The sequence below is a fragment of the Acinetobacter silvestris genome, assembly GCF_002135235.1.
Classification (GTDB): Bacteria; Pseudomonadota; Gammaproteobacteria; order Pseudomonadales; family Moraxellaceae; genus Acinetobacter; species Acinetobacter silvestris.
Window position 1 is genome coordinate 131,240 of sequence record NZ_NEGB01000002.1, and the last position, 21,549, is coordinate 152,788.

A 21,549-nucleotide genomic window follows, 5' to 3' on the forward strand; every position below is an offset into this window, starting at 1 on the left:
TATTTCAATAACTTATAAACAACACATTAACATTGTACTAGATCTAAAAAAATAATATTTAAAAAAAACAATTAAAGTAAATAGGCATAACCACTTCAATCCTGATCTCGTCTCATTTATGGTCGGCTATCACAAACTATAAACGTTTAAACGGCATGAACCTTGTTTAAAAATCAAACTCGACTCAACAATCCATTACAGTTAAATACTTTATATTGCTTAATTACAAAACTCGAATGCAATGCAACAACATGCTCAATTTTACCAATCCGCTTTAATAAAATTTCACTATAGTTTTCCATATCTTTGGCAATTACTTCTACTAAGAAATCAGCTGATTGTCCTGTCACTAAAAAAGCATTAATCACTTCAGGAATATTTTCAAGTTCTTCTAAAAATTTTGCAAAGGTATCCGTATCATGTTTACTCAGCGATACCTGTAATATGACATGTAATTTAAAGCCTAATTTTTCATAATTAATATCACGCTTCAAATTAGTCATGAGATTAGTTTCTATGAGATGCTTAATACGACGATGCACTGAACTCACAGAAAGGCTGATCCGCTCAGACAACTCATTAAGATTAATATCTTCATGGGTTAATATCTCGAGAATTTGTTTATCATAACGATCAAGTTCCATCATTGGCTCCAATGTTATTTATTATTTAGGGATGATGAACTCATCATGCTGTTTCCACCTAAAAAATGCTAAAAATTCAATCAAAAAAACTCAGATTAAAAATCATTTGTTTATCACTCAATTACCGCTACCTTTAAAATTTCATGCTATAGCAGACGTAACCAAATTCATATTTTTAATGAATTTTCTAAAATTTCGTTCACATTCCCCTGTTTTACCCAATCTCAGCTAAACGCATACGTTAGCTTTATCCGTACAGGATTATTTGCCTAAAATTTATTAATTTCTAGCAGTTTTTAAGAAATATTTTCATTAAATTGCATAAATATGTATTTTTTCCCGATTGATATACAAATAACGGTAAATTTATCCAAGTTTTATGCAAATTTTGATAATTGTTATTTCTATCATGTCAGAAGTCCTTCTGTCCGTTCTAAAAAGAACTTAGACTCCTCGCCAATCTACGCGCGCATTTCTTTCTGTCATATAAATCCGTTGAACATATTGCCCTAAAGGTAAGTTCAACAATTCATTTTTATAATGAAGAAACTCATCTGACTGAACTTCATGATTTTCATTTTCCCACGGCGTACCCTCTAGCTCCAACAATGGAGCCAACATTGAGCACACTGCAATATCTGCTAGTCCCAAACGATCCCCAACTAAATATCTGCAATGATTTTCAATTAAAGTTTGGTTTAATTCGGCAATAATTGCATCCATTGTATTTTTGGATGTTGCCACTTTTTCAGCATCTAACTGATAATTCTTGATAATTAATGTTTTTAAAATGGGTTTAGAAATTTTTTCAAATCTACGTAAATAGCCTTTTTCACCAATCATAATCTCAATAGGTTCATCACTAATTGGTAAAGTGAGTGCTAAACCCCAACGGCGTACGTGTAATCCAAGCTCATTCGCGAGTAGATTAATTTCCAGTGTTTTTTCACGAAGGTTTTGATCTGAACGCAATAAAGCATGCTCTGGATAAATCTCATCTAAATACAAAGCAATTTGGGTCGAGTCAGCAATCCAGCGCTCCCCGTCTTTTAAAATAGGTAAAGTATTTTGCCCAGTTTTTAATTGTGAAAATGCACGATGTACACCTGGCATTAAATTATGCGCAATAAAATCCAACTCTTTATGATCAAGCAACCAACGTGCTTTTTCACAATAATGCGAAAGTGGAAATTGGTAAAGCGTGCGCATAAATTCTCCAAATTATTTTTTTAATCAAATCTTTAATCAAGATTCATCCTAATAAAGCGTTACTTTAATCATTCAATGAACGAAATACAATGAACATTCTGTTTATACGTTTTATCATTCCATTCAAAGCATTAAAAAATCTTATGAGTCCTTCCTCGCTCAAAATATCTTTCCTATAAATTATGCTATATCAACTTATTAATCATATTCAGTTCTGTATTTTTCAAATGAAGATCACAATAATAATATTCTGAATGCCTCTCTAACTTTCGTAACGCATTTATGCTTTACCTAATTGATTCATTTTTATGATGATGGTCGCACAAAACTGTTCAACGCTTTAAATCTTATGACTGAGACCTGACTTTGTCATGGCTTTCATGTAAAATCATCGACAATTTTTATATAATACTTTGTGAGTCATTTCATGGGTTTTAATTGCGGTATTGTCGGCTTGCCGAATGTTGGTAAATCTACACTTTTCAATGCATTAACTAAAGCTGCTATTGCTGCTGAAAACTTCCCATTTTGTACGATTGAGCCAAACACAGGGATTGTTCCTGTACCTGACCCACGTTTAGACAAATTGACTGCGATTGTAAAACCACAACGTGTTATTCCAACCACCATGGAATTTGTGGATATTGCCGGTCTTGTTGCTGGAGCATCTAAAGGCGAAGGTTTGGGCAACCAATTCCTTGCGAACATTCGTGAAACTGATGCCATTGCTCATGTAGTACGTTGTTTTGAAGATGAAAATGTCATTCACGTTAATGGTAAAATTGATCCATTAGATGATATTGCAACCATCAATACTGAGCTTGCACTGGCAGACTTAGAAACTGTTGCTAAAGCAATTACTCGTTTAACAAAGTCTGCAAAAAGTGGGGATAAAGACGCTATCGCAACTAAAGCAGTGTTAGAAAAAATCCAACCTGTATTAGATGAAGGTAAACCTGCTCGCGCGACTGATCTTGATGATGATGAGCGTAAATTAGTTCGTGGTTTTGGTCTAATGACATTAAAACCAACCATGTATATTGCTAACGTTGCAGAAGATGGTTTTGAAAACAACCCACACTTAGAAGCTGTGAAAAAGTTAGCTGCTGAAGAAAATGCAATTGTAGTTCCACTTTGCAACCAAATTGAAGCTGAAATTTCTTTACTTGAAGATGAAGATCGCGCTGAATTCCTAGAAGCGATGGGCATGGAAGAACCAGGTTTGAACGTGGTCATTCGTGCAGGTTATTCACTCCTTGGCTTACAAACTTACTTTACAGCGGGTGTACAAGAAGTACGTGCATGGACCGTTAAAGTCGGTGCTACTGCCCCTCAAGCCGCGGGTGTAATTCACACTGATTTTGAAAAAGGCTTTATTCGAGCTGAATGTGTTGCATACGATGATTTTGTGCAATACAACGGTGAAGCTGGTGCTAAAGAAGCTGGTAAATGGCGCCTTGAAGGTAAAACCTATATCGTACAAGATGGCGATGTTTTACATTTCCGTTTTAATGTATAAATTTTAAAATCTAAAAAAGCCTCAGTCTATCTGAGGCTTTTTTATTTTAGGACATCAAACATGATTAAACCGTATGACTTTGAAAGATTTGATACTGCATTGGAACAAACTGCATTCCATTAAACACCTGAACAGCTTGCTCTAGTCGATGAAAACCTAAACGTTCATACACAGTCACTGAATTTAAGCTCGCATTGACGGTCACGTGTGCAATTTCACTGGAATTAGCAAAATACTGTCCCATTAAATAGTTCCAAAGCAATCGTGAATACCCTTGCTTTTGAAACTTTTCAGCAATAAATAAATGATACAAATGACTTAGCTTTTTTAAAGCGATGACACCAATGAGTTCTTTGTCATTTTGCGCAAGCAAATATTCAAATTCTTCATTTTGAATCAATTCAGCAATTTTGTAACATTTAAAATGTTCGAGCGTATCAAAATTATAATTATCTAAAAATAAGGGTGCAAGTTGCTTGATCAATTGATAAATTTGTTCTGCATCAGCGTATTTGGCTTTTCGGATTATAAAACTCATACAATATCAACGTTGAATATTCTTATAATACTTTTATCAAAAATTAAAAATAAATCCATTTTTTATTCACAATTATTCAAAAATATAAAAAATAACTTATTTAAAATGAGTATTTTAAATAATAAAACTATTCATTCTCATCTGTAAAACTTAAATATAAATTAAAAATTCCACTGCACTGCAATAAGACTATAAATGTTTGCTTTAATTAACAACTTTACGCTTTTCAAAAAGGTTTTGTCATATTACATTTTAGCTTAGGTACTAACGCCTCATCATATAAAGATAAAGACAATGAAAAAAATCACAACAGTTTTAACAGTAGCTTTATTCTCCATGTTAAGTGCGACCGCATTTGCATGCCCTAAAGGAACGACTCTAGTCGGTGGAACTGGTCCAAATCACAAAGGTGGAACCTGTGTTGTTGCTTCAGGTACAAATAAAGCTGCGGCAAATACCAAAAACACAGCAATGAAAGCTAAAAATGATACGACTAAAGTCAAGGATCAAGCGACCCATACCGCTAAAAGCACAACCGATCTAGCCTCAACAACCAATGTAAAACATGATGCAACTCATACAACAAAAATGAGAGCTGACAAAGCTCATACTATGAAAGATGCAACTCCTAAAGTTAAAACAGATACTACAAAACATTAATTCTTAAAATAGAAAAGCGAGATTTAAAACCTCGCTTTTCTATACTTCATTTTAAATTTGTGCATGATTAGAAGATATTACTATTGGCCTTGGTATTACCTAATGCTGGATTATCAATAGCATCCTTACATTGTGCTTTATCACGCTCATAAGCCTGTTGTTTTGGCAGAAGATTGTCACCTTTTTCCAAATTTGCTCTTGCCCAAGTATCTAAACTGGTCAATGCTTTACGGCATAAAGCATATTTCCCTTCAGTGACTGAGTCTGTCATTTTGACATTAATGCGCCAATCCGTACTAAGTTTACGAATCGGTTTCCGAACTTTATCTTCAATTAAATTCAATTGTTTACGATACACATATGGCTCAACCTGATTCATCAATATCCATGCTTTTTGAGCGTATGCCGTTGCGTCATTGGTTAGTTTAGGTGCAGCTTTGATTTCAACCTTCCCTTTCGATTCAGAAGATGGATTCCCACACGCTTGCAAACCTAAAATACTGAAAAATACAGCCATCATTAGGAAAAATCGAGGCTTGACCGCAAACATAGTGAATACCTAAACAAACAATTAACTACTATGCTAGTGAATTCGGGTACAATACTCAACTTCAATTTACCTTTTGATTTACTCTTTCAAGGTGTGTCGTGTCTGAGCACAAATCTTCCCCAGTCAAACCAGCTGGTTTTTGGCAAGGTGCTAAAGATAGTCAAGCTATTATCTTTACTTATTTACCCGTTTCTTTTGCCTTTGGCGTGTCTGCAACACAATTTGGTTTCAGCGCATGGGAAGCATTATTTCTTTCGTGCTCGATGTATGCTGGTGCCAGTCAATTTTTAGTAGTCGCCCTGTTAGGTAGTGGTACATCTATTTGGATGACTGCTTTAACAGTCATCGCCCTCGATATTCGTCATGTCCTCTATGGCCCAGCTTTACAAAATTTAATCCAAGATCGTTTAAATCTTAAAAAAACCGCAATTTGGTCTTGGGGCTTAACCGATGAGGTTTTTGCCAGCGGCATGATTAAACTTTCACAACGGCGCCAAGAATGGTCAGAATCTTGGATGTTGGGGCTAAGTTTATTTAGTTGGATGTCTTGGGCACTCGGTTCATTATTAGGTGGATTATTTGCAGATCAAGTCAGCAACCTACCACAATTTTTACAAGCAGCTTTAGACTTCTTGCTGCCTGCTTTATTTCTAAGTTTCTTACTTGCTGCATTTGAAAAGAAACATACATTGGTCGTTGCAGTATCTTTACTTATTTCCGCACTGGCTTGTTATTTTATTAATTTATCTGCCGCAATCTTTATCGGAATTCTATCTGGTATCGGTGCTGGACTGTTTAAATATTATATTTTAAAACAACATGATGACTTAAACCCTGAAACTTCGGGAGTACAGCATGAATCTTGAAATCATTTTAGTGGGTATTGTGGTTGGTATCGCCAATTTTGCATCTCGTTTTGGCCCTTTATTTTTTATTCAGAAACAGCATAAAAATAACCCCAAACGTGGTGCTATCTGGTTAAAAATTGCTTTAGGCAGTATTGGTATTGCTGCAATCAGTTCAATGCTCATTGTTGCAACGCTTCCACCTTTAATTGAAACGCCTGATAAAAGCTTTGCTATGCTTATTGGTTTTATTGTTTTGAGTACTTTATATTTTAAATTTAAGAAAATTGTACTCGCGACTTTAACCGCGGCATTGGCCTATGGATTGGTATACACCTATCTACCTCTCCATTTTTAAAGAATAATAAATTAAAATCACTTGGAATTCGAATTAAAATCGCGGAATTAACAGACTGCCCAACACAGAATAAAAATGCACCGACTCAAATTTCCAAGTGATTACAACTATTGTCCAACAAAAATTATTATTTTATGCAAATCAAGACTTAACACGGGTATCAGTTCTGCTATGCTTAAAAGCCCAAAATCATAAGCATGGATGGTTCACATGAGCATAACTCTTGGCACCCCACTTCAATCTTCTGCTTTCAAAGTACTCTTACTTGGCTCAGGGGAACTTGGCAAAGAAGTGGTCATTTCACTACAAAGATTAGGTGTGGAAGTACATGTCGCTGACCGTTATGACCATGCGCCTGCAATGCAAGTTGCGCATTATTCTTATACTTTAAACATGGCAGATCCTCTCGAACTTAAAACACTCATCGAACAAATAAAACCTCATTTAATCGTTCCTGAAATTGAAGCGATTGCAACCGAGGTATTAATCGAGATTGAAAACAATAACATAGCAACTGTCATTCCCTCTGCCAAAGCAGTGAACTTAACCATGAACCGTGAAGGTATTCGCCGACTAGCTGCCGAAGAACTAGGCTTACCTACATCTGCGTATCGCTTTGCCAAGACATTAGAAAGTTTCCGTGCAGCTTGCGATGATATTGGTTATCCAAACTTTGTAAAACCTGTCATGTCATCTTCAGGTAAGGGACAATCACGAGTTAAAGAATTTTCAGAAGTTGATGCAGCTTGGGAATATGCGCAAACAGGTGGTCGTGTTAACCAAGGTACCGTCATTATCGAATCACAGATTGATTTCGATTTTGAAATTACGCTTCTTACGGTACGTGCTAAAAATGCTGAAACAGGCGAAATTGAAACACATTACTGTGATGCAATTGGACACCGTCAAGATGCAGGTGATTATGTCGAAAGTTGGCAGCCTCAAGCCATGACTACTGCTGCATTAGAAGAAGCAAAACGTATTGCAAATAAAGTGACTGTGGCTTTAGGTGGCTGTGGCATTTTTGGCGTAGAACTATTTGTCAAAGGTGACAAAGTATGGTTTAGTGAGGTTTCACCACGTCCACATGATACAGGTTTAGTCACTTTAGCATCACAGTTTCAAAGTGAGTTTGAGCTACATGCACGTGCTATTTTAGGTCTACCCGTAAATACTGCTCGACATAGTATTGCAGCCAGTGCCGTGATCTACGCAGGTGTAGATGCGAAGAATTTAGCATATTCTGGCTTAAATCTTGCTTTAGAAAACCCAAATACAGACTTACGCCTTTTTGGTAAACCAGAAGGTTTTAAACGCCGTCGTATGGGAGTTGCCACTGCTCGTGCCGAAAATACCGATTTAGCGCGTCAATTGGCACAAGAAACAGCCTCAAAAGTTACGGTCAATCAAACTCAATAGTTTAAAAGTTGCGGACATATAAGACATGATCAACACAACGCCTCTGCTCTCTTACGTTTCAAGTAATCATGATATCCAAGCGATTAATCAATGGCGCACAGATATCGAAAAGCAGCTTCAGGAAAGTTTTGATTTAGGTCATCCAGTTCGTGAAATTGTCTGCACACGTTCAGATGCGATTGATGAAGCCTTAATTTTCCTATGGAATCATGTTGGATTAAATCAAAGTAATCTCAGCCTTTTTGCAGTCGGTGGCTACGGTCGCCGCGAAATGTTGCCTTATTCTGATGTCGACATCATGATTTTATCAGAAGACGAATTGACTCAAGAGCAAGAAGCTATTGTGTCTTCATTCATTTCCTCACTCTGGGATGTCGGCAATTTCAAACCAGGTATTAGTGTACGTACCATCCGAAGTTGCTTTGAGCAAGCCACCAGTGACTTAACCGTTGCGACTGCGCTGATTGAAGCCCGAATCATTACTGGCAATCAGCACCTTGCTAAATGGCCACGTCGTATTGTTTCACAAACATGGACCGACAAAACCTTCTTTGATGCAAAAATGGATGAACAAGCTCGTCGTTATGCTCAACATAATCATACTGAAAGTAATTTAGAACCTGACATTAAAAATGCACCAGGTGGTATTCGTGATATCAACCAAATAGGTTGGATTGCAAAACGTCATTTCCGTGTCAATCGAATCTATGATTTGGTTCATTTAGGCTTTATTTCTGAATTTGAGCTTGGTGTGCTCGAAGAAGCAGAAAATTTCCTCTGGGAAATTCGCCACCATTTACATCGTCTCACCAAACGCGATGAAAACCGATTATTATTTGATTATCAACGTGAAATCGCTGCAAAATTTGGCTATACCCGTGAAGATGATCATCATCCTAACTACCCAATTGAACAATTCATGAAGCGGTATTATCGTACAGCTCAACAGGTTTCAACCCTGAATGAAATGTTACTCGCTTATTTCAATGAGTCCGTTATTACCCCACGCTTACCCAATTACGAACGTAAAATTGAAAGTATTAATGACAATTTCAAATTGGTTGATGGCAAACTGGCAGTTCAACATCATAAAATATTTGCAGAAAAACCCAGTGCTATTTTAGAAATATTCTATTTATTGGCCAATCGTCCTGAAATTGAAGGTATACGTGCTCGTACATTGCGTCTACTCATTCTTGCAGCAAAACGCATCGATACCAATTATCGAAATAATCCTGCTCATCAAGCATTATTTATGTCGATTATTCGTTCGCCCTATCGTTTATATGAAACTTTGGTGGCAATGAAGCGATATGGCGTATTGGGTAATTATATCCCTGCATTTGGGCAAATTTTAGGTCTTATGCAATATGACTTATTCCATATTTATACTGTAGATGCACATACGCTGTTGTTGATACGCAATTTAAATCGTTTTAAAGAACCTGAATTTGCGAAAGATTACCCCGTCGTTAGTTCAGTTTTCCAGCGTCTACGTCGCCGTGACATTGTATTGCTCGCAGCACTATTCCATGACATTGCCAAAGGTCGTGGTGGTGATCACAGTGAATTAGGTGCGGCAGATGCGATTGAGTTTTGTCGGGCACATGGCTTCACTGAACGTGAATGCAACCTTGTCGCTTGGCTCATTCAAAACCACTTATTCATGTCGATGACTGCACAGAAAAAAGATATTTCAGATCCAGATATCGTTAAAGGTTTTGCTGAAAAACTGGGAGATATGGAACATCTCGATTATTTGTACACCTTGACTGTAGCAGATATCAATGCGACCAATCCAAAACTTTGGAACACTTGGCGTGCATCCCTCATGCGCCAGCTCTATACACATGCGCGTGATGTCATTCGCTCAGGTTTAGATCGTCCAGTTGATTATCAAATGTTAATTGAAGATACTAAATTTACTGCCAGTGAAAACTTAGTGAATGATTTTTCTTTAGACGATGTCGAAAAAGTATGGCAAGAGCTAGGAGATGAATATTTCATTAAAGAGTCAGCAGATGAAATTGTCTGGCATACTCGCGCTATTTTGCAGCATGGTGACAATCCTGCACCCTTAGTACTCATGCGAGCGCACCGTAAAGCAGCACAAGATGCCGTACAGATTTTTATTTATACCCAAGATCAGCCTAATTTATTTGCCACTACCGTAGCGGTACTCGATAAAATGAATCTGGATGTCCAAGATGCACGTATTATTACTGCAACCAAAGCATTCAGTTTAGATACGTATGTGGTTTTAGATCGTTTTGGAACACTATTAACCGATCCAGAGCGAGCACTCACTGTTAAAGAAGCCTTGGTCAAAGCATTGACTCATTCCGATATTTATCCTGGTTTAATGCAACGTCGCATTCCACGTCAGTTAAGACACTTTGAAATTGAAAATACTGTAGACGTTACTTTAAACGAAGCCTTACAACAAAATATGGTTGAAATTTCAACACTAGATCAACCTGGTTTACTTGCAAAAGTTGGGGGCATCTTTATGATGCAAGGTTTAGACATTCACTCTGCTAGAATTGCAACGCTTGGTGAAAAAGCAGAAGATATCTTCTTTGTCACCAAAACGGGTGGGCAACCATTAAATGAACATGAGGCACAAATATTTGCTGAGCAGTTAAAATCAGCACTTGATGAAGCTTCTAATCAGGTTTTTAGTCAGCATTAATCTTAAATCTTATTCTTTATTTTTTAATCCGGTAATTGTTTCATGAACTCAAGTTTGTCCCTATTACATCCTTATCCATTTGAAAAGTTAAATGCACTTTTTCAGGATGTGCAACCCGCAGCTCTACCTTTGATCCCACTTTCAATTGGTGAACCAAAGCATCCTGCTCCAGAGTTTGTGAAGCAAGCCATTATTGATAATTTTCAGCATCTTTCAACCTATCCAAACAGTAAAGGCATCGCTGAATTACGCCAAAGTATTGCAAATTGGTTGACTCGCCGTTTTAAGCTTAATTCAATCAGTGCTGAAGATCAGATCATTCCAGTCACAGGCACTCGTGAAGGTATTTTCTCATTTGTACAAGCCTTAATTAATCGTGATGAAGCACCTTATGTCGTCATGCCCAATCCCTTTTACCAAATCTATGAAGGCGCAACACTTTTAGCAGGTGCAAAGCCCTATTTCATTAACTGCACTGAAGAAAATCATTATCTGGGTGATTTTGATGCTGTACCCGCAGCAGTCTGGGAAAAAACGGCCTTATTATTTGTATGTACCCCAGGTAATCCAACAGGTGCAGTACTCTCCAAGGAACAATTTAAAAAATTAATTGCCCTTTCAGACCAATATAATTTTGTCATTGCTTCTGATGAATGCTATTCAGAATTGTGGTTTGACCAAGCGCCCACAGGTCTTTTAGAAGTCTGTGCTGAAATCGGCCGTGATGACTATAAAAATTGCATCGTATTTCATTCGCTGTCTAAACGTTCGAATTTACCAGGGATGCGTTCGGGCTTTGTTGCAGGCGATGCAAACTTGCTTAAACCTTATTTAAAATTCCGTACTTATCACGGCGCAGCAATGCCTGTACAACATCAGCTGGCTTCTATTGCAGCATGGAATGATGAAACCCATGTTGAAGAAAACCGTAAGCTCTATCGTGCAAAATTTGATTTATTTCAAATTGAATTGGGTACCTTATTGCCATTACAAAAACCAGATGCAGGATTCTACTATTGGCTAAAAGTAGATCACGATGAAAATTTTGCCAAGATGTTGATGGAAAAAGCCCATATTAAAGTACTGCCAGGTCGTTATTTATCTCGTGATACTCCGCAAGGTAATCCGGGTGAAAATCATGTTCGTTTAGCTTTAGTCGCGGATATTGCTCAGTGTGAAGAAGTGGTTAAACGCCTAAAAGCGATTTTATAATTTTAAAAGTGCAAAGCCTTCAATTAGGCTTTGCACGATCTCAACCTAATTAAGCAAAAATCAATATCATAGCGAAAAAAAGAAAACAGCCACTCGAAATATAATAAAGCCACTGCGATTTAGCCTTTAACCAATTCATCCATTTTTTATGACTGATTAATTTTAATACCAACAAATTCCAAATCAGAACAATACTAATCATCCAAGTACTCAATAATACTTTTTGAACTGTATTAAAATCCTGATCAATCAAAATGATTAAACTACTATAGAACATTATATTTTTTGGGTTAAGTAAGCTGGATTGTAGACCCATTCGAATATTGCTAAAAACTAAATGAGATTGCTGCACGTTCTGAACGGACTTGATATCAAATTCAATGGGCGTTTTAGCATACATAAAACACAGATAGGCTAAATAAATCAGATAAATTGCACCACCAATTTGAATATATTTAAGTAGATCAACATTGATTTTTTCCAATAAAAATAAGCTACTCAATATAGCGATCAGGATAAGTGCATTTCCTAGTGCGATCCCAATGCACACCCAATGCGCAGATTTTTTACCTTTGCGTAGAAGTGTCGTAATAATCAGAAAAAAATCAGGCCCCGGTGAAAGTAAAGCCATAAAGTGAGTTAATGCAATAATCAAAAACAGTTCCATATCTATCTTCAAAAAATTTTAGATAGTTTAAAAAAATCGAAACTTAGACTCTTGTATAAAATTGCGCACTTATCTATATCATTAATTTCGTTGATATTGCTTTGGGGTTACACCTGTATGTGCCTTAAAGACTCGATGAAAATGACTTTGATCTGTAAAGCCTAAATCATGTGCAACATTGATAATCGGCTCACCATGGTTTAATAACTCACGAGCTTGATTAATTTTTTTATTCAGTTGATAAGCGTGTGGAGTTAAACCTAAATTATTTTTAAATAACCGAATGATGGCATAACGACTCAGACCCATTGCATGTGATAAATTTTCTAAAGAAATAAATTCATTCTCAACATTCAAATAATTGATGAGTTCGTCTAAGTTTTTTTGATGATACTTGGGTAAATCAAGATATTTCCATGTGAAACTTGGCAGTAAAATACCCGTTAATACCTCTATTAAATGTTGTTCTTTATCTAATATCGAAATATTTGAATCAAATAAATTAAGATTCAACTGAGAGAAAGCTTGGTAAATATCAGCAGTTTTTATAATCTGAGATTTTAACCAAGGAAAATTACCCGACTGAATCGGAGAGTAAGCATCTATATGTAACTCTTCCAGTAATTTTTCTACCCAATCTGCATTCAAATGCATCATTTGATAGGTCCAAGCTTGATCAGGCAATGGATTACATGAGTGCTCAATATGCGCTGGAATAACGACTAAGGAACCTGATTCAATTTGCTGTGCTGAACTAAAATAACTAGAAAATTGGCTTTGACCAATATCTACTGCACCAATTGAAAAGGTTGAATGACTGTGGGATTTATAACAAATACGACTTTGACATGCCCTACGTATTTCCACATAAGGCATTTTAGGATGACTCCAAAACTCTACTGATTGTTCTATAGACATCATCGGCTCAATATAAATTTTGGAGCATGCATCTTATCCAGCTAATGCTTTCTCAATATCTTCTTCTAAAGTTTCAGGTTTGGTGGTTGGCGCATAACGGTTAATCACATCACCTTTCTTATTAATTAGAAACTTCGTGAAATTCCATTTAATGCCACTCCCTAAAATTCCTTTACTATTATTGGTTAAATAACGGAAAAGTACATGTGCCTCAGGTCCTTTTACATCCACCTTCGCAAACATTGGAAATGAAACGCCATAATTTTTTTGACAATATTCTCCAATTTGCTCGTTAGAACCAGGATCTTGTCCACCAAACTGATTACATGGAAAACCTAAAACCTCAAAACCTTGATCTTTATACTTTTCGTATAATTTTTCTAATCCTGCAAACTGCGGGGTAAAACCACATTTACTGGCCGTATTCACAATCAATAAAACTTTGTCTTGATACTCAGAAAAAGCTTTATTTTCTCCCTCTAGTAATTCAGCCTCAAACTGATAAATATTAGTCATGGGTATGTTTCCTCGTCACTTTTTTCTTGTGTTTTTAATTCTAATGAAGCTGAATTGACGCAATAACGCAATCCAGTCGGTTGTGGGCCATCTTCAAAAACATGCCCTAAATGTGCATCACAATGATGACATACTATTTCTGTTCTCGCCATTCCATGTGAACTGTCATCTGATTCATCAATCGCCATACTATTTACAGGTTTATAGAAGCTTGGCCAGCCACTACCGCTGTCATATTTTGTATCAGAAGAAAATAGTTCAGTCCCACAGCAACGACAAACATAGATGCCATGTTGCTTCGTATTCCAATATTTTCCAGTGAAAGCAGGCTCCGTCCCTTTTTGTCGAGTAATTTTAAATTCCTCGGGTGATAACTCTCTTTGCCATTCTCGGTCTGTTTTATTGAGTTTTCCCATCATTAACTCCTTTAAATCTTTGACATTCAATGTCATGCTTCAGTACTTCCATATTTACGCTAGAGCTTGCAAAATTTCTAGCTAAATTTCAACATAGATTGTGATATTTCAGTAATCTATTTTTATAAACTCAAAATAATTGGATGGAATTATGTCCGTTTTAGGTAACACTTCTCCACGCGAAATCAAGAAATCGTCAAAGCTCGAGCATGTTTGCTACGACATTCGTGGACCTGTGTTACGAGCCGCCAATGAAATGGAAGAAGCTGGACATAAAATTATCAAACTGAATATTGGCAATCCAGCCCCATTTGGTTTTGAAGCACCACAAGAAATTATTAATGATGTGGCTTTAAACCTACCAAATGCCGTGGGATATACCGATTCAAAAGGTATTTTCCCTGCCCGTAAAGCCATTTGTCAGTACTATCAGCAAAAAGGCATCTTAGATATGCACGTCAATGACGTATATATCGGCAATGGTGTATCTGAACTGATTGTAATGGCAATGCAAGGTTTGCTCGATGATGGCGATGAAATGCTGGTGCCAATGCCAGATTATCCTCTGTGGACTGCTGCGGTAAACCTTTCAGGTGGTACGGCTATTCATTATAAGTGTGATGAAGAAAATTTTTGGTATCCTGACATTGCGGATATGGAAAGTAAAATCACCCCCAATACTCGCGGTATTGTAATTATCAATCCAAATAATCCAACGGGTTCAGTTTATCCACGTCATATCTTGGAACAAATTGTTGCACTCGCAAAAAAATATGATTTGATTTTGTTTGCTGATGAAATTTATGACAAAGTGATTTATGACGGGATTGAGCATGTTGCAGTTGCAGCCTTAGCTGGCGATCAATTGTGTATTTCTTTTAATGGTTTATCTAAAGCTTATCGTATTGCTGGATATCGTTCAGGTTGGATGGCTATTACAGGTGATAAATCACGAGCAGCAGATTATATTGAAGGCTTAGACATGCTTGCCTCAATGCGCTTATGTGCCAATCATCAAGCACAATATGCAATTCAAACGGCGCTCGGGGGCTATCAATCGATTAATGACTTGATCCGTCCAGGTGGTCGTTTATATGAACAACGTAATATTGCATGGGAAATGTTAAATAACATTCCTGGTGTAAGCTGTGTGAAACCCGAAGGTGCAATGTACTGTTTCCCTCGTCTTGATCCAAAGATCTACCCAATTGGAGATGATGAAAAACTCATGCTTGACTTCTTAAAAGCTGAAAAAGTATTACTAGTACAAGGAACGGGTTTTAACTGGCCTACTCCTGATCATTTCCGTGTCGTATTTTTACCAGCTGAAAATGAATTACGTGAAGCGATGACACGTTTAAGCCGTTTCTTGGCAAAAATGCGTTAAGGCTTTTCTGTAATCTATAAATAATTTTACTAAAAGAGCTTAAATTTAAGCTCTTTTTTATTTTCTAACTACTTCACTCGAATCTGACCGCTTCACTATAAATTTACTTGATAGTTTCTAAAATAACATTTTAATAAAACTATATCTTTCCAGCTCTTTTTTATATTAATTTGAGCACTCAATAAAATTTACAGTTCAAAAGCATAAATAAGCTCAATACAAGCAAGGATATTTTATGAAAAAGACGGTTACAGCACTTACACTCGCTTTAGGGATGCTTATTCCTTTTACTACATTTGCCAAGAATAACGTCGTTGTTGTGGCAACTGGAGGCACCATTGCTGGTGCAGGCGCTAGCTCGACCAATAGTGCAACCTATACCGCAGCCAAAGTTCCTGTGGATGCATTACTCAATGCAGTACCACAAATTCAAAACCTCGCAAATGTCACTGGCGTACAAGCCATGCAAGTGGCTTCAGAAAGTATAACAGATAAAGAACTACTTTCACTTGCTCGCCAAGTTAATGATTTATTGAAAAAACCAGATGTAAATGGTGTCGTAATTACCCACGGTACAGATACTTTAGAAGAAACAGCCTTCTTTTTAAATTTAGTGGTTCACTCTGACAAACCTATTGTCGTGGTTGGGTCAATGCGACCTGGAACTGCACTCTCTGCCGATGGTCCATTGAACCTTTATAGTGCAGTCGCACTCGCTGCTGATGACAGCGCAAAAGGTAAAGGGACTTTTGTGCTGATGAATGATGATATTTTTTCCGCTCGTGACGTGACCAAAGCTATCAACATTCATACCAATGCATTTGCCAGCCAATGGGGAGCTTTAGGTTCGCTGATCGAGGGGAAAACCTACTGGTTTAGAAATACAAGTAAACGCCACAATAAAAATTCAGAATTTAATATTGAAAATATTCAAGGTGATAGCCTTCCATTAGTACAAATTGTTTATGGCTCAGGCAATATGCTACCAGATGCTTATACTGCATATGCTAAAGCAGGAGCAAAAGCGATTATTCATGCTGGGACAGGAAATGGATCAGTTGCGAATTATATTGTGCCAACATTAAATCAATTACAGCAGCAAGGTGTCCAAATTATTCGTTCTTCGCGTGTACCGCAAGGTTTCGTACTGCGTAATGCAGAACAACCTGATGATAAATATGGCTGGGTGGTTGCACATGATTTAAACCCGCAGAAAGCTAAACTTCTGGCTGCACTTGCTCTAACTAAAACCAAAGATGCGAAAGAAATACAACGAATATTTTGGGACTATTAATTTACTTAAACTGATAAAAAGCGCCAATACTGGCGCTTTTTATTCAAGTAAAAATCAATTTTATTGAGCAGCATCTTGTTCTGCATCACTAGATTCAAATGCCTTTTGATATTCTTTGGCTTTACGAATATCCTTCTTTAAACCAAAACCACCAGTCTCATAAAGATTGGCTAAATATTTCAGAGAATTGATATCCCCAAGTTCATATGCCATGTCATAGTACTTAGCAGCCGTCACGTAGTTTTGTTTTACACCTTCGCCATTTTCATACAATATCCCAATATTCGAAGTCGCCAAATCATGCCCCTGATCAGCCGCCAAGGTATATAAACGTAGCGCTTCATCAAAATTTTGACCTACACCTTTACCTTCTTGATAAAGTACTCCAAGGTTATTTTGTGCATCTGCATTACCTTGTGCAATCGCCAGTTGGTAATACTTAATTGCTTTATTTAAATCTGGAGTAACATTTGTTCCCATTTCATAGTTGTAGCCCAAATGATATTGCGCTGCTGCCAAGCCAGAATTTGCCGCTTTAGCGATCCATTCTATAGATTTTTTAGGATTCGGCTCAATACCCTCCTCACCATCTTCTAGTTTAAAGCCATAATTATATTGTGAGAGTAAATGGCCTTTTTGAGCAGCTTGTAAATACCATTTCATCGCTTCTACATTATTTTCCTCTACAAACTCGCCATGATCATACATATAACCTAATGCATAAATAGCATCTAAATTTCCTTTTTCAGCTGATTTTTGATACCAATTAAATGCATTTTCATCATCCTGTTCAGTGTTATATCCCTGATAATAAGCTTCAGCTAAATCATATTGAGCCTGAGCATCACCTTTTTGGGCCTGTTCTACTAAACGTTGGCTATATTCAACTTCAGCATAAAGACTACTCGAAAATGAACAAACTAAGGCCAATGATAAAATCAAGTTTTTAATTTTCATAAACTTCCAATTATTTCATATTAAAATTATTCTAAAGCGAACACATTATAAACACATAACCCGTAAAGAGAAATTTTAAGTCTTCAACTTATAACCAGATAAAACTGTTTTTTACGTTTCAAGCGCACGTTTCCTGCTGAGCATGTTAAAATATGCGCTTGCTTAGCGAAGGATTCATTTATGCAGTTTGTACATCTTGGTATTCATACCGAATTTTCGATCACAGAATCGATCGTACGGATACCTGATCTCATTAAAGCTGCTGCATCTGATGAAATGCCTGCACTGGCAATCACTGATCTTTCAAATTTACACGCCGCTGTAAAATTTTATAAAAAATGCTTAGATAAAGGCATAAAACCCATTTTCGGTAGTGTTCTTCGTCTTAATGATGCTGAACATCGCGTTACGGTACTGGCCATGACCAATTCCGGTTGGCGTGGATTGACTGAAGTCGTTTCGCGTGGCTTTATTGAAGGTCAACAACTCAGTATTCCATGTATTCAAAAAGACTGGATCTTAGAACAATCTCAAGATCTGATGGTTCTTTTGGGATTACACAGTGATGTGGGTAAAATGCTGTGTTCATCCTATCCGGAAAAAGCAGAACCTTTACTCGAAGAATGGATCGCAAAATTTGGCAATCGCGTCTATCTGGCTTTAACTCGAACCAATCGCCCACAAGAAGAACTTTTTATTCAGGAAGCCATTAAGCTTGCTACAAAATATAATATAGGTGTCGTGGCACATAATGATGTGCACTTTGTTCGACCTGAAGATTTTGAAGCCCATGAAGCCCGTGTTTGTATTGCAGATGGTTATGTTCTGGGTGATGATCGTCGTCCAAAGCATTACTCAACGGAACAATATTTCAAAACTGCTGAAGAAATGGTTGAACTCTTTTCTGACATCCCGAGTGCCATTGAAAATACCATCCAAATTGCCAAACGCTGTACCGTATCATTACGTCTCGGTTTCAATGACCTTCCTGACTACCCAGTTCCAGAAGGTCATACCATTGACACCTTCTTTGCATATGTTTCGCAGCAAGGCTTAGAAGAACGTTTAAACTTCCTTTATCCAGTTGAAAAACGTGATGAAGATTGGCCTGAAATTCGCAAAGTTTATGATGATCGCCTCGCCTATGAGATTGGTACGATCTTAGATATGGGTTTCCCAGGCTACTTCCTTATTGTAATGGATTTTATTCAATGGTCTAAAAGCAATGGAGTTCCCGTGGGCCCAGGACGTGGTTCAGGTGCAGGCTCACTGGTTGCGTATAGTTTAAAAATTACTGATCTAGATCCACTACGTTATGACCTACTGTTCGAACGTTTCTTGAATCCAGAACGGGTTTCTATGCCCGACTTTGATATCGATTTTTGTATCGCAGGTCGTGATAAGGTCATTGACTATGTTGCGCGACATTATGGCCGTGATGCAGTTTCTCAGATTGCCACTTTCGGAACCATGGCAGCTAAAGGAGCAATTCGTGACGTTGCCCGTGTCTTAGGTAAATCTTATGGTTTAGCTGACCGCATTTCAAAAATGATCCCTACTAAACCCTTAGGTGTAGACCTAATGGGTGCGATTGAAATTGAACCGCAACTTAAGGATATCGTCACCAATCCATCCAATCCCGATCATGATGATGCTGCTGAAATTTGGGAAATGGCACTCAAACTCGAAGGTATTACCCGAAATACAGGAAAACATGCGGGTGGCGTTGTTATTGCCCCGACTAAAATCACCGACTATTCTGCTGTAATGTGTGATGCCGATGGTAGTAACCGCGTTGCACAATTTGATAAAGATGATGTTGAATCAGCTGGCTTGGTCAAGTTCGACTTTTTGGGTTTGCGTAACTTAACAGTTATTGAAGATGCCGTTCAAAATATTAATAAACGAATAAAGTCTGAAATACCACTCGATATTGCTCATATTATTTTAGACGATCCAAAAGCTTATCAAATTTTTGCTGCGGCCAATACTACAGCGGTATTCCAGTTTGAATCCGTCGGCATGAAAAAAATGCTGAAAGAAGCTCGTCCAAGTAAATTTGAAGAAATTATTGCCTTTGTATCGTTATATCGTCCTGGCCCGATGGATCTTATTCCAGACTTTATTCACCGTATGCATGGTGGCGATTTTGAATATCTACACCCCTTGCTTGAAGGTGTGCTTGAACCTACGTATGGCATCATGGTGTATCAGGAACAAGTGATGCAAGCTGCACAGTATTGTGCAGGCTATACGCTCGGTGGTGCAGACATGCTACGCCGTGCGATGGGTAAGAAAAAACCAGAAGAAATGGTTAAACAGCGCCAAATTTTTATTGAAGGTGCAGCAAAAAAAGATATTGATGAAGCAACAGCCAATCATATTTTCGATTATATGGAAAAATTTGCTGGTTATGGTTTTAACAAATCGCATGCAGCAGCTTACGCACTGGTTGCCTATCAAACAGCATGGTTAAAAGCTTATTACCCAGCTGAGTTCCTTTCTGCGGTGCTGTCTTCAGAGATGCAAAATACCGATAACGTCGTATTTTTAATTGATGACTGCCGTACCAATGGTTTAGAAGTCCTGCCACCTTCAGTGAATATGTCTCTATATCAATTCCATGCCAGTGATGAAACCACAATTGTGTATGGCTTGGGTGCAATTAAAGGTGTGGGTGAGCAAGCCATGCAATCGGTGATTGATTCACGCGAGCAAGCTGGCCCGTTTAAAGATCTTTTCGATTTCTGCCATCGTGTCGATTTAAAGAAAATTAATAAACGTACTTTAGAAGCGCTGATTCGTTCCGGTGCTTTTGATTGCCTTGGAATTGACCGTGCAAGCTTAATGCTGCAACTCCCTGAAGCTGTGCAAGCTGCGGATCAAGCTCGTTCCAACCGTGAATCGGGCATTATGGATTTATTTGGCGAAGTTGAAGAAGTACAGCGGAAGCCAATTAAACCAGTCAAACCATGGGCAGATGAAATTCGACTTAAAGGTGAAAAAGATACACTCGGCTTATATCTCACGGGTCATCCTATTGATGTCTATCGCCCTGAATTAAAGTCATTTGTTCCAGTCCGAATTAATGAACTCACCCCTACTCGTCGTGGTGTAACCACCGTTTTTGCGGGCTTGGTTGTTGATATTGCCAATTTTCCCAATCGCATGATGGTCACATTGGATGATGGTACAGCTCGAATTGAAGTCAGTTGTAATCATGAGCGCTTCCAACGCTATAAAGATGTGGTCAAAATTGAACAAGTCGTGGTCATTGAAGGTGAAATCTATGAACGTGAAGGCTTTGATCGTCCAATGGGTCGACTCACGAAAGCATTTACGTTAAATGAAATTCGCCAAAAACGTGCCAATAACCTGCGTATTAATTTAAAAGCTGAAAGTATCAGTAAAACCTTAGCATCTGATCTGCAAAAAATTATACTTCCATATTGTAATGTTGATATGTGTCAGCATATTCCGATGCAAATTCAACTTGATTATGCATATGCAACAGCTGAACTTCATTTTGGACAACAATGGAAAGTTGTACCTCTAGATGAACTGCTTGCCAAACTGCGTGATTATTTTGGTAAAGAATCTATACATGTTGAATATCAGGTTAAATCTAAAGCGGCTAAAACAGTAAATCATGCCCAACCAACTCAATCACTTGCACCTCCCCCAAGCGATATGAGTATGGATGATGCTATGGATCTTTATAATACTGAAGCCAGTCAATTCTCATAAG

At 37.6% G+C, this 21,549-nt stretch carries 19 protein-coding genes; 10 read left to right on the forward strand and 9 right to left on the reverse strand.

The features are described 5' to 3' along the window. Positions 1–173: 173 nt before the first annotated feature. Positions 174–644: an Lrp/AsnC family transcriptional regulator gene (locus B9T28_RS04030; protein ID WP_086202675.1), complete on the reverse strand. Its 471-nt coding sequence runs from the start codon at positions 642–644 to the stop codon at positions 174–176. Positions 645–1,088: 444 nt separating this feature from the next. Beyond that, on the reverse strand, positions 1,089–1,853 hold the full coding sequence (locus tag B9T28_RS04035; protein WP_086202676.1) for a glutathione S-transferase family protein: 765 nt from the start codon (positions 1,851–1,853) through the stop codon (positions 1,089–1,091). 427 nt (positions 1,854–2,280) lie between these two features. On the opposite strand from B9T28_RS04035, the gene ychF reads away from it, so the two are divergent. Further along, positions 2,281–3,372, forward strand: a complete 1,092-nt coding sequence (ychF, locus tag B9T28_RS04040) for a redox-regulated ATPase YchF (RefSeq protein WP_086202677.1) — start codon at positions 2,281–2,283, stop codon at positions 3,370–3,372. A 64-nt stretch (positions 3,373–3,436) separates the two neighbouring features. Here the strand turns inward: ychF and B9T28_RS04045 are convergent, their stop codons facing one another. Further along, on the reverse strand, positions 3,437–3,910 hold the full coding sequence (locus B9T28_RS04045; RefSeq protein ID WP_086202678.1) for a GNAT family N-acetyltransferase: 474 nt from the start codon (positions 3,908–3,910) through the stop codon (positions 3,437–3,439). A gap of 294 nt (positions 3,911–4,204) precedes the next feature. On the opposite strand from B9T28_RS04045, the gene B9T28_RS04050 reads away from it, so the two are divergent. Then, a complete protein-coding gene (locus B9T28_RS04050; RefSeq protein ID WP_086202679.1) occupies positions 4,205–4,570 on the forward strand; it encodes a hypothetical protein in 366 nt (121 codons plus the stop codon). 67 nt (positions 4,571–4,637) lie between these two features. On the opposite strand, the gene B9T28_RS04055 is transcribed toward B9T28_RS04050, so the two are convergent. Then, positions 4,638–5,120 carry a hypothetical protein gene (locus B9T28_RS04055; RefSeq protein WP_086202680.1) on the reverse strand — a complete coding sequence of 161 codons (483 nt, stop codon included), beginning with the start codon at positions 5,118–5,120 and terminating at the stop codon, positions 4,638–4,640. Positions 5,121–5,218: 98 nt separating this feature from the next. On the opposite strand from B9T28_RS04055, the gene B9T28_RS04060 reads away from it, so the two are divergent. The 5 genes from B9T28_RS04060 to dapC all read left to right on the forward strand — a co-directional run bounded on the left by B9T28_RS04060 (position 5,219) and on the right by dapC (position 11,646). Beyond that, entirely contained in the window at positions 5,219–5,986 is a 768-nt protein-coding gene (locus B9T28_RS04060; RefSeq protein WP_086202681.1) for an AzlC family ABC transporter permease, read from the forward strand. Next, positions 5,976–6,323, forward strand: coding sequence for an L-valine transporter subunit YgaH (gene ygaH, locus B9T28_RS04065; RefSeq protein WP_086202682.1), 348 nt, complete (start codon positions 5,976–5,978; stop codon positions 6,321–6,323). Before B9T28_RS04060 ends, ygaH begins: the two co-directional genes overlap by 11 nt. A 201-nt stretch (positions 6,324–6,524) precedes the next feature. Continuing rightward, positions 6,525–7,742, forward strand: coding sequence for a formate-dependent phosphoribosylglycinamide formyltransferase (gene purT, locus B9T28_RS04070; protein ID WP_171263452.1), 1,218 nt, complete (start codon positions 6,525–6,527; stop codon positions 7,740–7,742). Positions 7,743–7,767: 25 nt separating this feature from the next. Further along, positions 7,768–10,434, forward strand: coding sequence for a [protein-PII] uridylyltransferase (gene glnD, locus B9T28_RS04075; RefSeq protein ID WP_086202684.1), 2,667 nt, complete (start codon positions 7,768–7,770; stop codon positions 10,432–10,434). 42 nt (positions 10,435–10,476) lie between these two features. Continuing rightward, on the forward strand, positions 10,477–11,646 hold the full coding sequence (gene dapC / locus B9T28_RS04080; protein WP_086202685.1) for a succinyldiaminopimelate transaminase: 1,170 nt from the start codon (positions 10,477–10,479) through the stop codon (positions 11,644–11,646). Between the two features lie 49 nt (positions 11,647–11,695). On the opposite strand, the gene B9T28_RS04085 is transcribed toward dapC, so the two are convergent. From B9T28_RS04085 to msrB, 4 genes are all read right to left on the reverse strand, one after another. After that, on the reverse strand, positions 11,696–12,313 hold the full coding sequence (locus B9T28_RS04085) for a LysE family translocator (RefSeq protein ID WP_086202686.1): 618 nt from the start codon (positions 12,311–12,313) through the stop codon (positions 11,696–11,698). 81 nt (positions 12,314–12,394) lie between these two features. Then, positions 12,395–13,231 carry an AraC family transcriptional regulator gene (locus B9T28_RS04090; RefSeq protein ID WP_086202687.1) on the reverse strand — a complete coding sequence of 279 codons (837 nt, stop codon included), beginning with the start codon at positions 13,229–13,231 and terminating at the stop codon, positions 12,395–12,397. A gap of 33 nt (positions 13,232–13,264) precedes the next feature. Then, positions 13,265–13,747, reverse strand: a complete 483-nt coding sequence (locus tag B9T28_RS04095) for a glutathione peroxidase (RefSeq protein ID WP_086202688.1) — start codon at positions 13,745–13,747, stop codon at positions 13,265–13,267. Beyond that, positions 13,744–14,163, reverse strand: a complete 420-nt coding sequence (gene msrB, locus B9T28_RS04100) for a peptide-methionine (R)-S-oxide reductase MsrB (protein WP_086203035.1) — start codon at positions 14,161–14,163, stop codon at positions 13,744–13,746. Before msrB ends, B9T28_RS04095 begins: the two co-directional genes overlap by 4 nt. 151 nt (positions 14,164–14,314) lie before the next feature. On the opposite strand from msrB, the gene B9T28_RS04105 reads away from it, so the two are divergent. Together B9T28_RS04105 and B9T28_RS04110 are read left to right on the forward strand one after the other, a co-directional pair. Next, entirely contained in the window at positions 14,315–15,550 is a 1,236-nt protein-coding gene (locus B9T28_RS04105; RefSeq protein WP_086202689.1) for a pyridoxal phosphate-dependent aminotransferase, read from the forward strand. Positions 15,551–15,785: 235 nt separating this feature from the next. Then, positions 15,786–16,844 (forward strand): type II asparaginase, encoded by a 1,059-nt coding sequence (locus B9T28_RS04110; protein ID WP_086202690.1) that lies wholly within the window; start codon positions 15,786–15,788, stop codon positions 16,842–16,844. Positions 16,845–16,904: 60 nt separating this feature from the next. On the opposite strand, the gene B9T28_RS04115 is transcribed toward B9T28_RS04110, so the two are convergent. Beyond that, positions 16,905–17,801, reverse strand: a complete 897-nt coding sequence (locus B9T28_RS04115) for a tetratricopeptide repeat protein (RefSeq protein WP_086202691.1) — start codon at positions 17,799–17,801, stop codon at positions 16,905–16,907. A gap of 180 nt (positions 17,802–17,981) precedes the next feature. On the opposite strand from B9T28_RS04115, the gene dnaE reads away from it, so the two are divergent. Further along, positions 17,982–21,548, forward strand: a complete 3,567-nt coding sequence (dnaE, locus tag B9T28_RS04120; protein WP_086202692.1) for a DNA polymerase III subunit alpha — start codon at positions 17,982–17,984, stop codon at positions 21,546–21,548. Position 21,549: the final 1 nt, after the last annotated feature.

Excerpts from the sequence above, each read along its gene's own strand:
- B9T28_RS04030 (WP_086202675.1), bottom strand. The coding sequence starts at position 644 with ATGGAACTTGATCGTTATGATAAACAAATTCTCGAGATATTAACCCAT.
- B9T28_RS04035 (WP_086202676.1), bottom strand. The coding sequence starts at position 1,853 with ATGCGCACGCTTTACCAATTTCCACTTTCGCATTATTGTGAAAAAGCA.
- ychF (WP_086202677.1), top strand. The coding sequence starts at position 2,281 with ATGGGTTTTAATTGCGGTATTGTCGGCTTGCCGAATGTTGGTAAATCT.
- B9T28_RS04045 (WP_086202678.1), bottom strand. The coding sequence starts at position 3,910 with ATGAGTTTTATAATCCGAAAAGCCAAATACGCTGATGCAGAACAAATT.
- B9T28_RS04050 (WP_086202679.1), top strand. The coding sequence starts at position 4,205 with ATGAAAAAAATCACAACAGTTTTAACAGTAGCTTTATTCTCCATGTTA.
- B9T28_RS04055 (WP_086202680.1), bottom strand. The coding sequence starts at position 5,120 with ATGTTTGCGGTCAAGCCTCGATTTTTCCTAATGATGGCTGTATTTTTC.
- ygaH (WP_086202682.1), top strand. The coding sequence starts at position 5,976 with ATGAATCTTGAAATCATTTTAGTGGGTATTGTGGTTGGTATCGCCAAT.
- purT (WP_171263452.1), top strand. The coding sequence starts at position 6,525 with ATGGTTCACATGAGCATAACTCTTGGCACCCCACTTCAATCTTCTGCT.
- glnD (WP_086202684.1), top strand. The coding sequence starts at position 7,768 with ATGATCAACACAACGCCTCTGCTCTCTTACGTTTCAAGTAATCATGAT.
- dapC (WP_086202685.1), top strand. The coding sequence starts at position 10,477 with ATGAACTCAAGTTTGTCCCTATTACATCCTTATCCATTTGAAAAGTTA.
- B9T28_RS04085 (WP_086202686.1), bottom strand. The coding sequence starts at position 12,313 with ATGGAACTGTTTTTGATTATTGCATTAACTCACTTTATGGCTTTACTT.
- B9T28_RS04090 (WP_086202687.1), bottom strand. The coding sequence starts at position 13,231 with ATGTCTATAGAACAATCAGTAGAGTTTTGGAGTCATCCTAAAATGCCT.
- B9T28_RS04095 (WP_086202688.1), bottom strand. The coding sequence starts at position 13,747 with ATGACTAATATTTATCAGTTTGAGGCTGAATTACTAGAGGGAGAAAAT.
- msrB (WP_086203035.1), bottom strand. The coding sequence starts at position 14,163 with ATGGGAAAACTCAATAAAACAGACCGAGAATGGCAAAGAGAGTTATCA.
- B9T28_RS04105 (WP_086202689.1), top strand. The coding sequence starts at position 14,315 with ATGTCCGTTTTAGGTAACACTTCTCCACGCGAAATCAAGAAATCGTCA.
- B9T28_RS04110 (WP_086202690.1), top strand. The coding sequence starts at position 15,786 with ATGAAAAAGACGGTTACAGCACTTACACTCGCTTTAGGGATGCTTATT.
- B9T28_RS04115 (WP_086202691.1), bottom strand. The coding sequence starts at position 17,801 with ATGAAAATTAAAAACTTGATTTTATCATTGGCCTTAGTTTGTTCATTT.
- dnaE (WP_086202692.1), top strand. The coding sequence starts at position 17,982 with ATGCAGTTTGTACATCTTGGTATTCATACCGAATTTTCGATCACAGAA.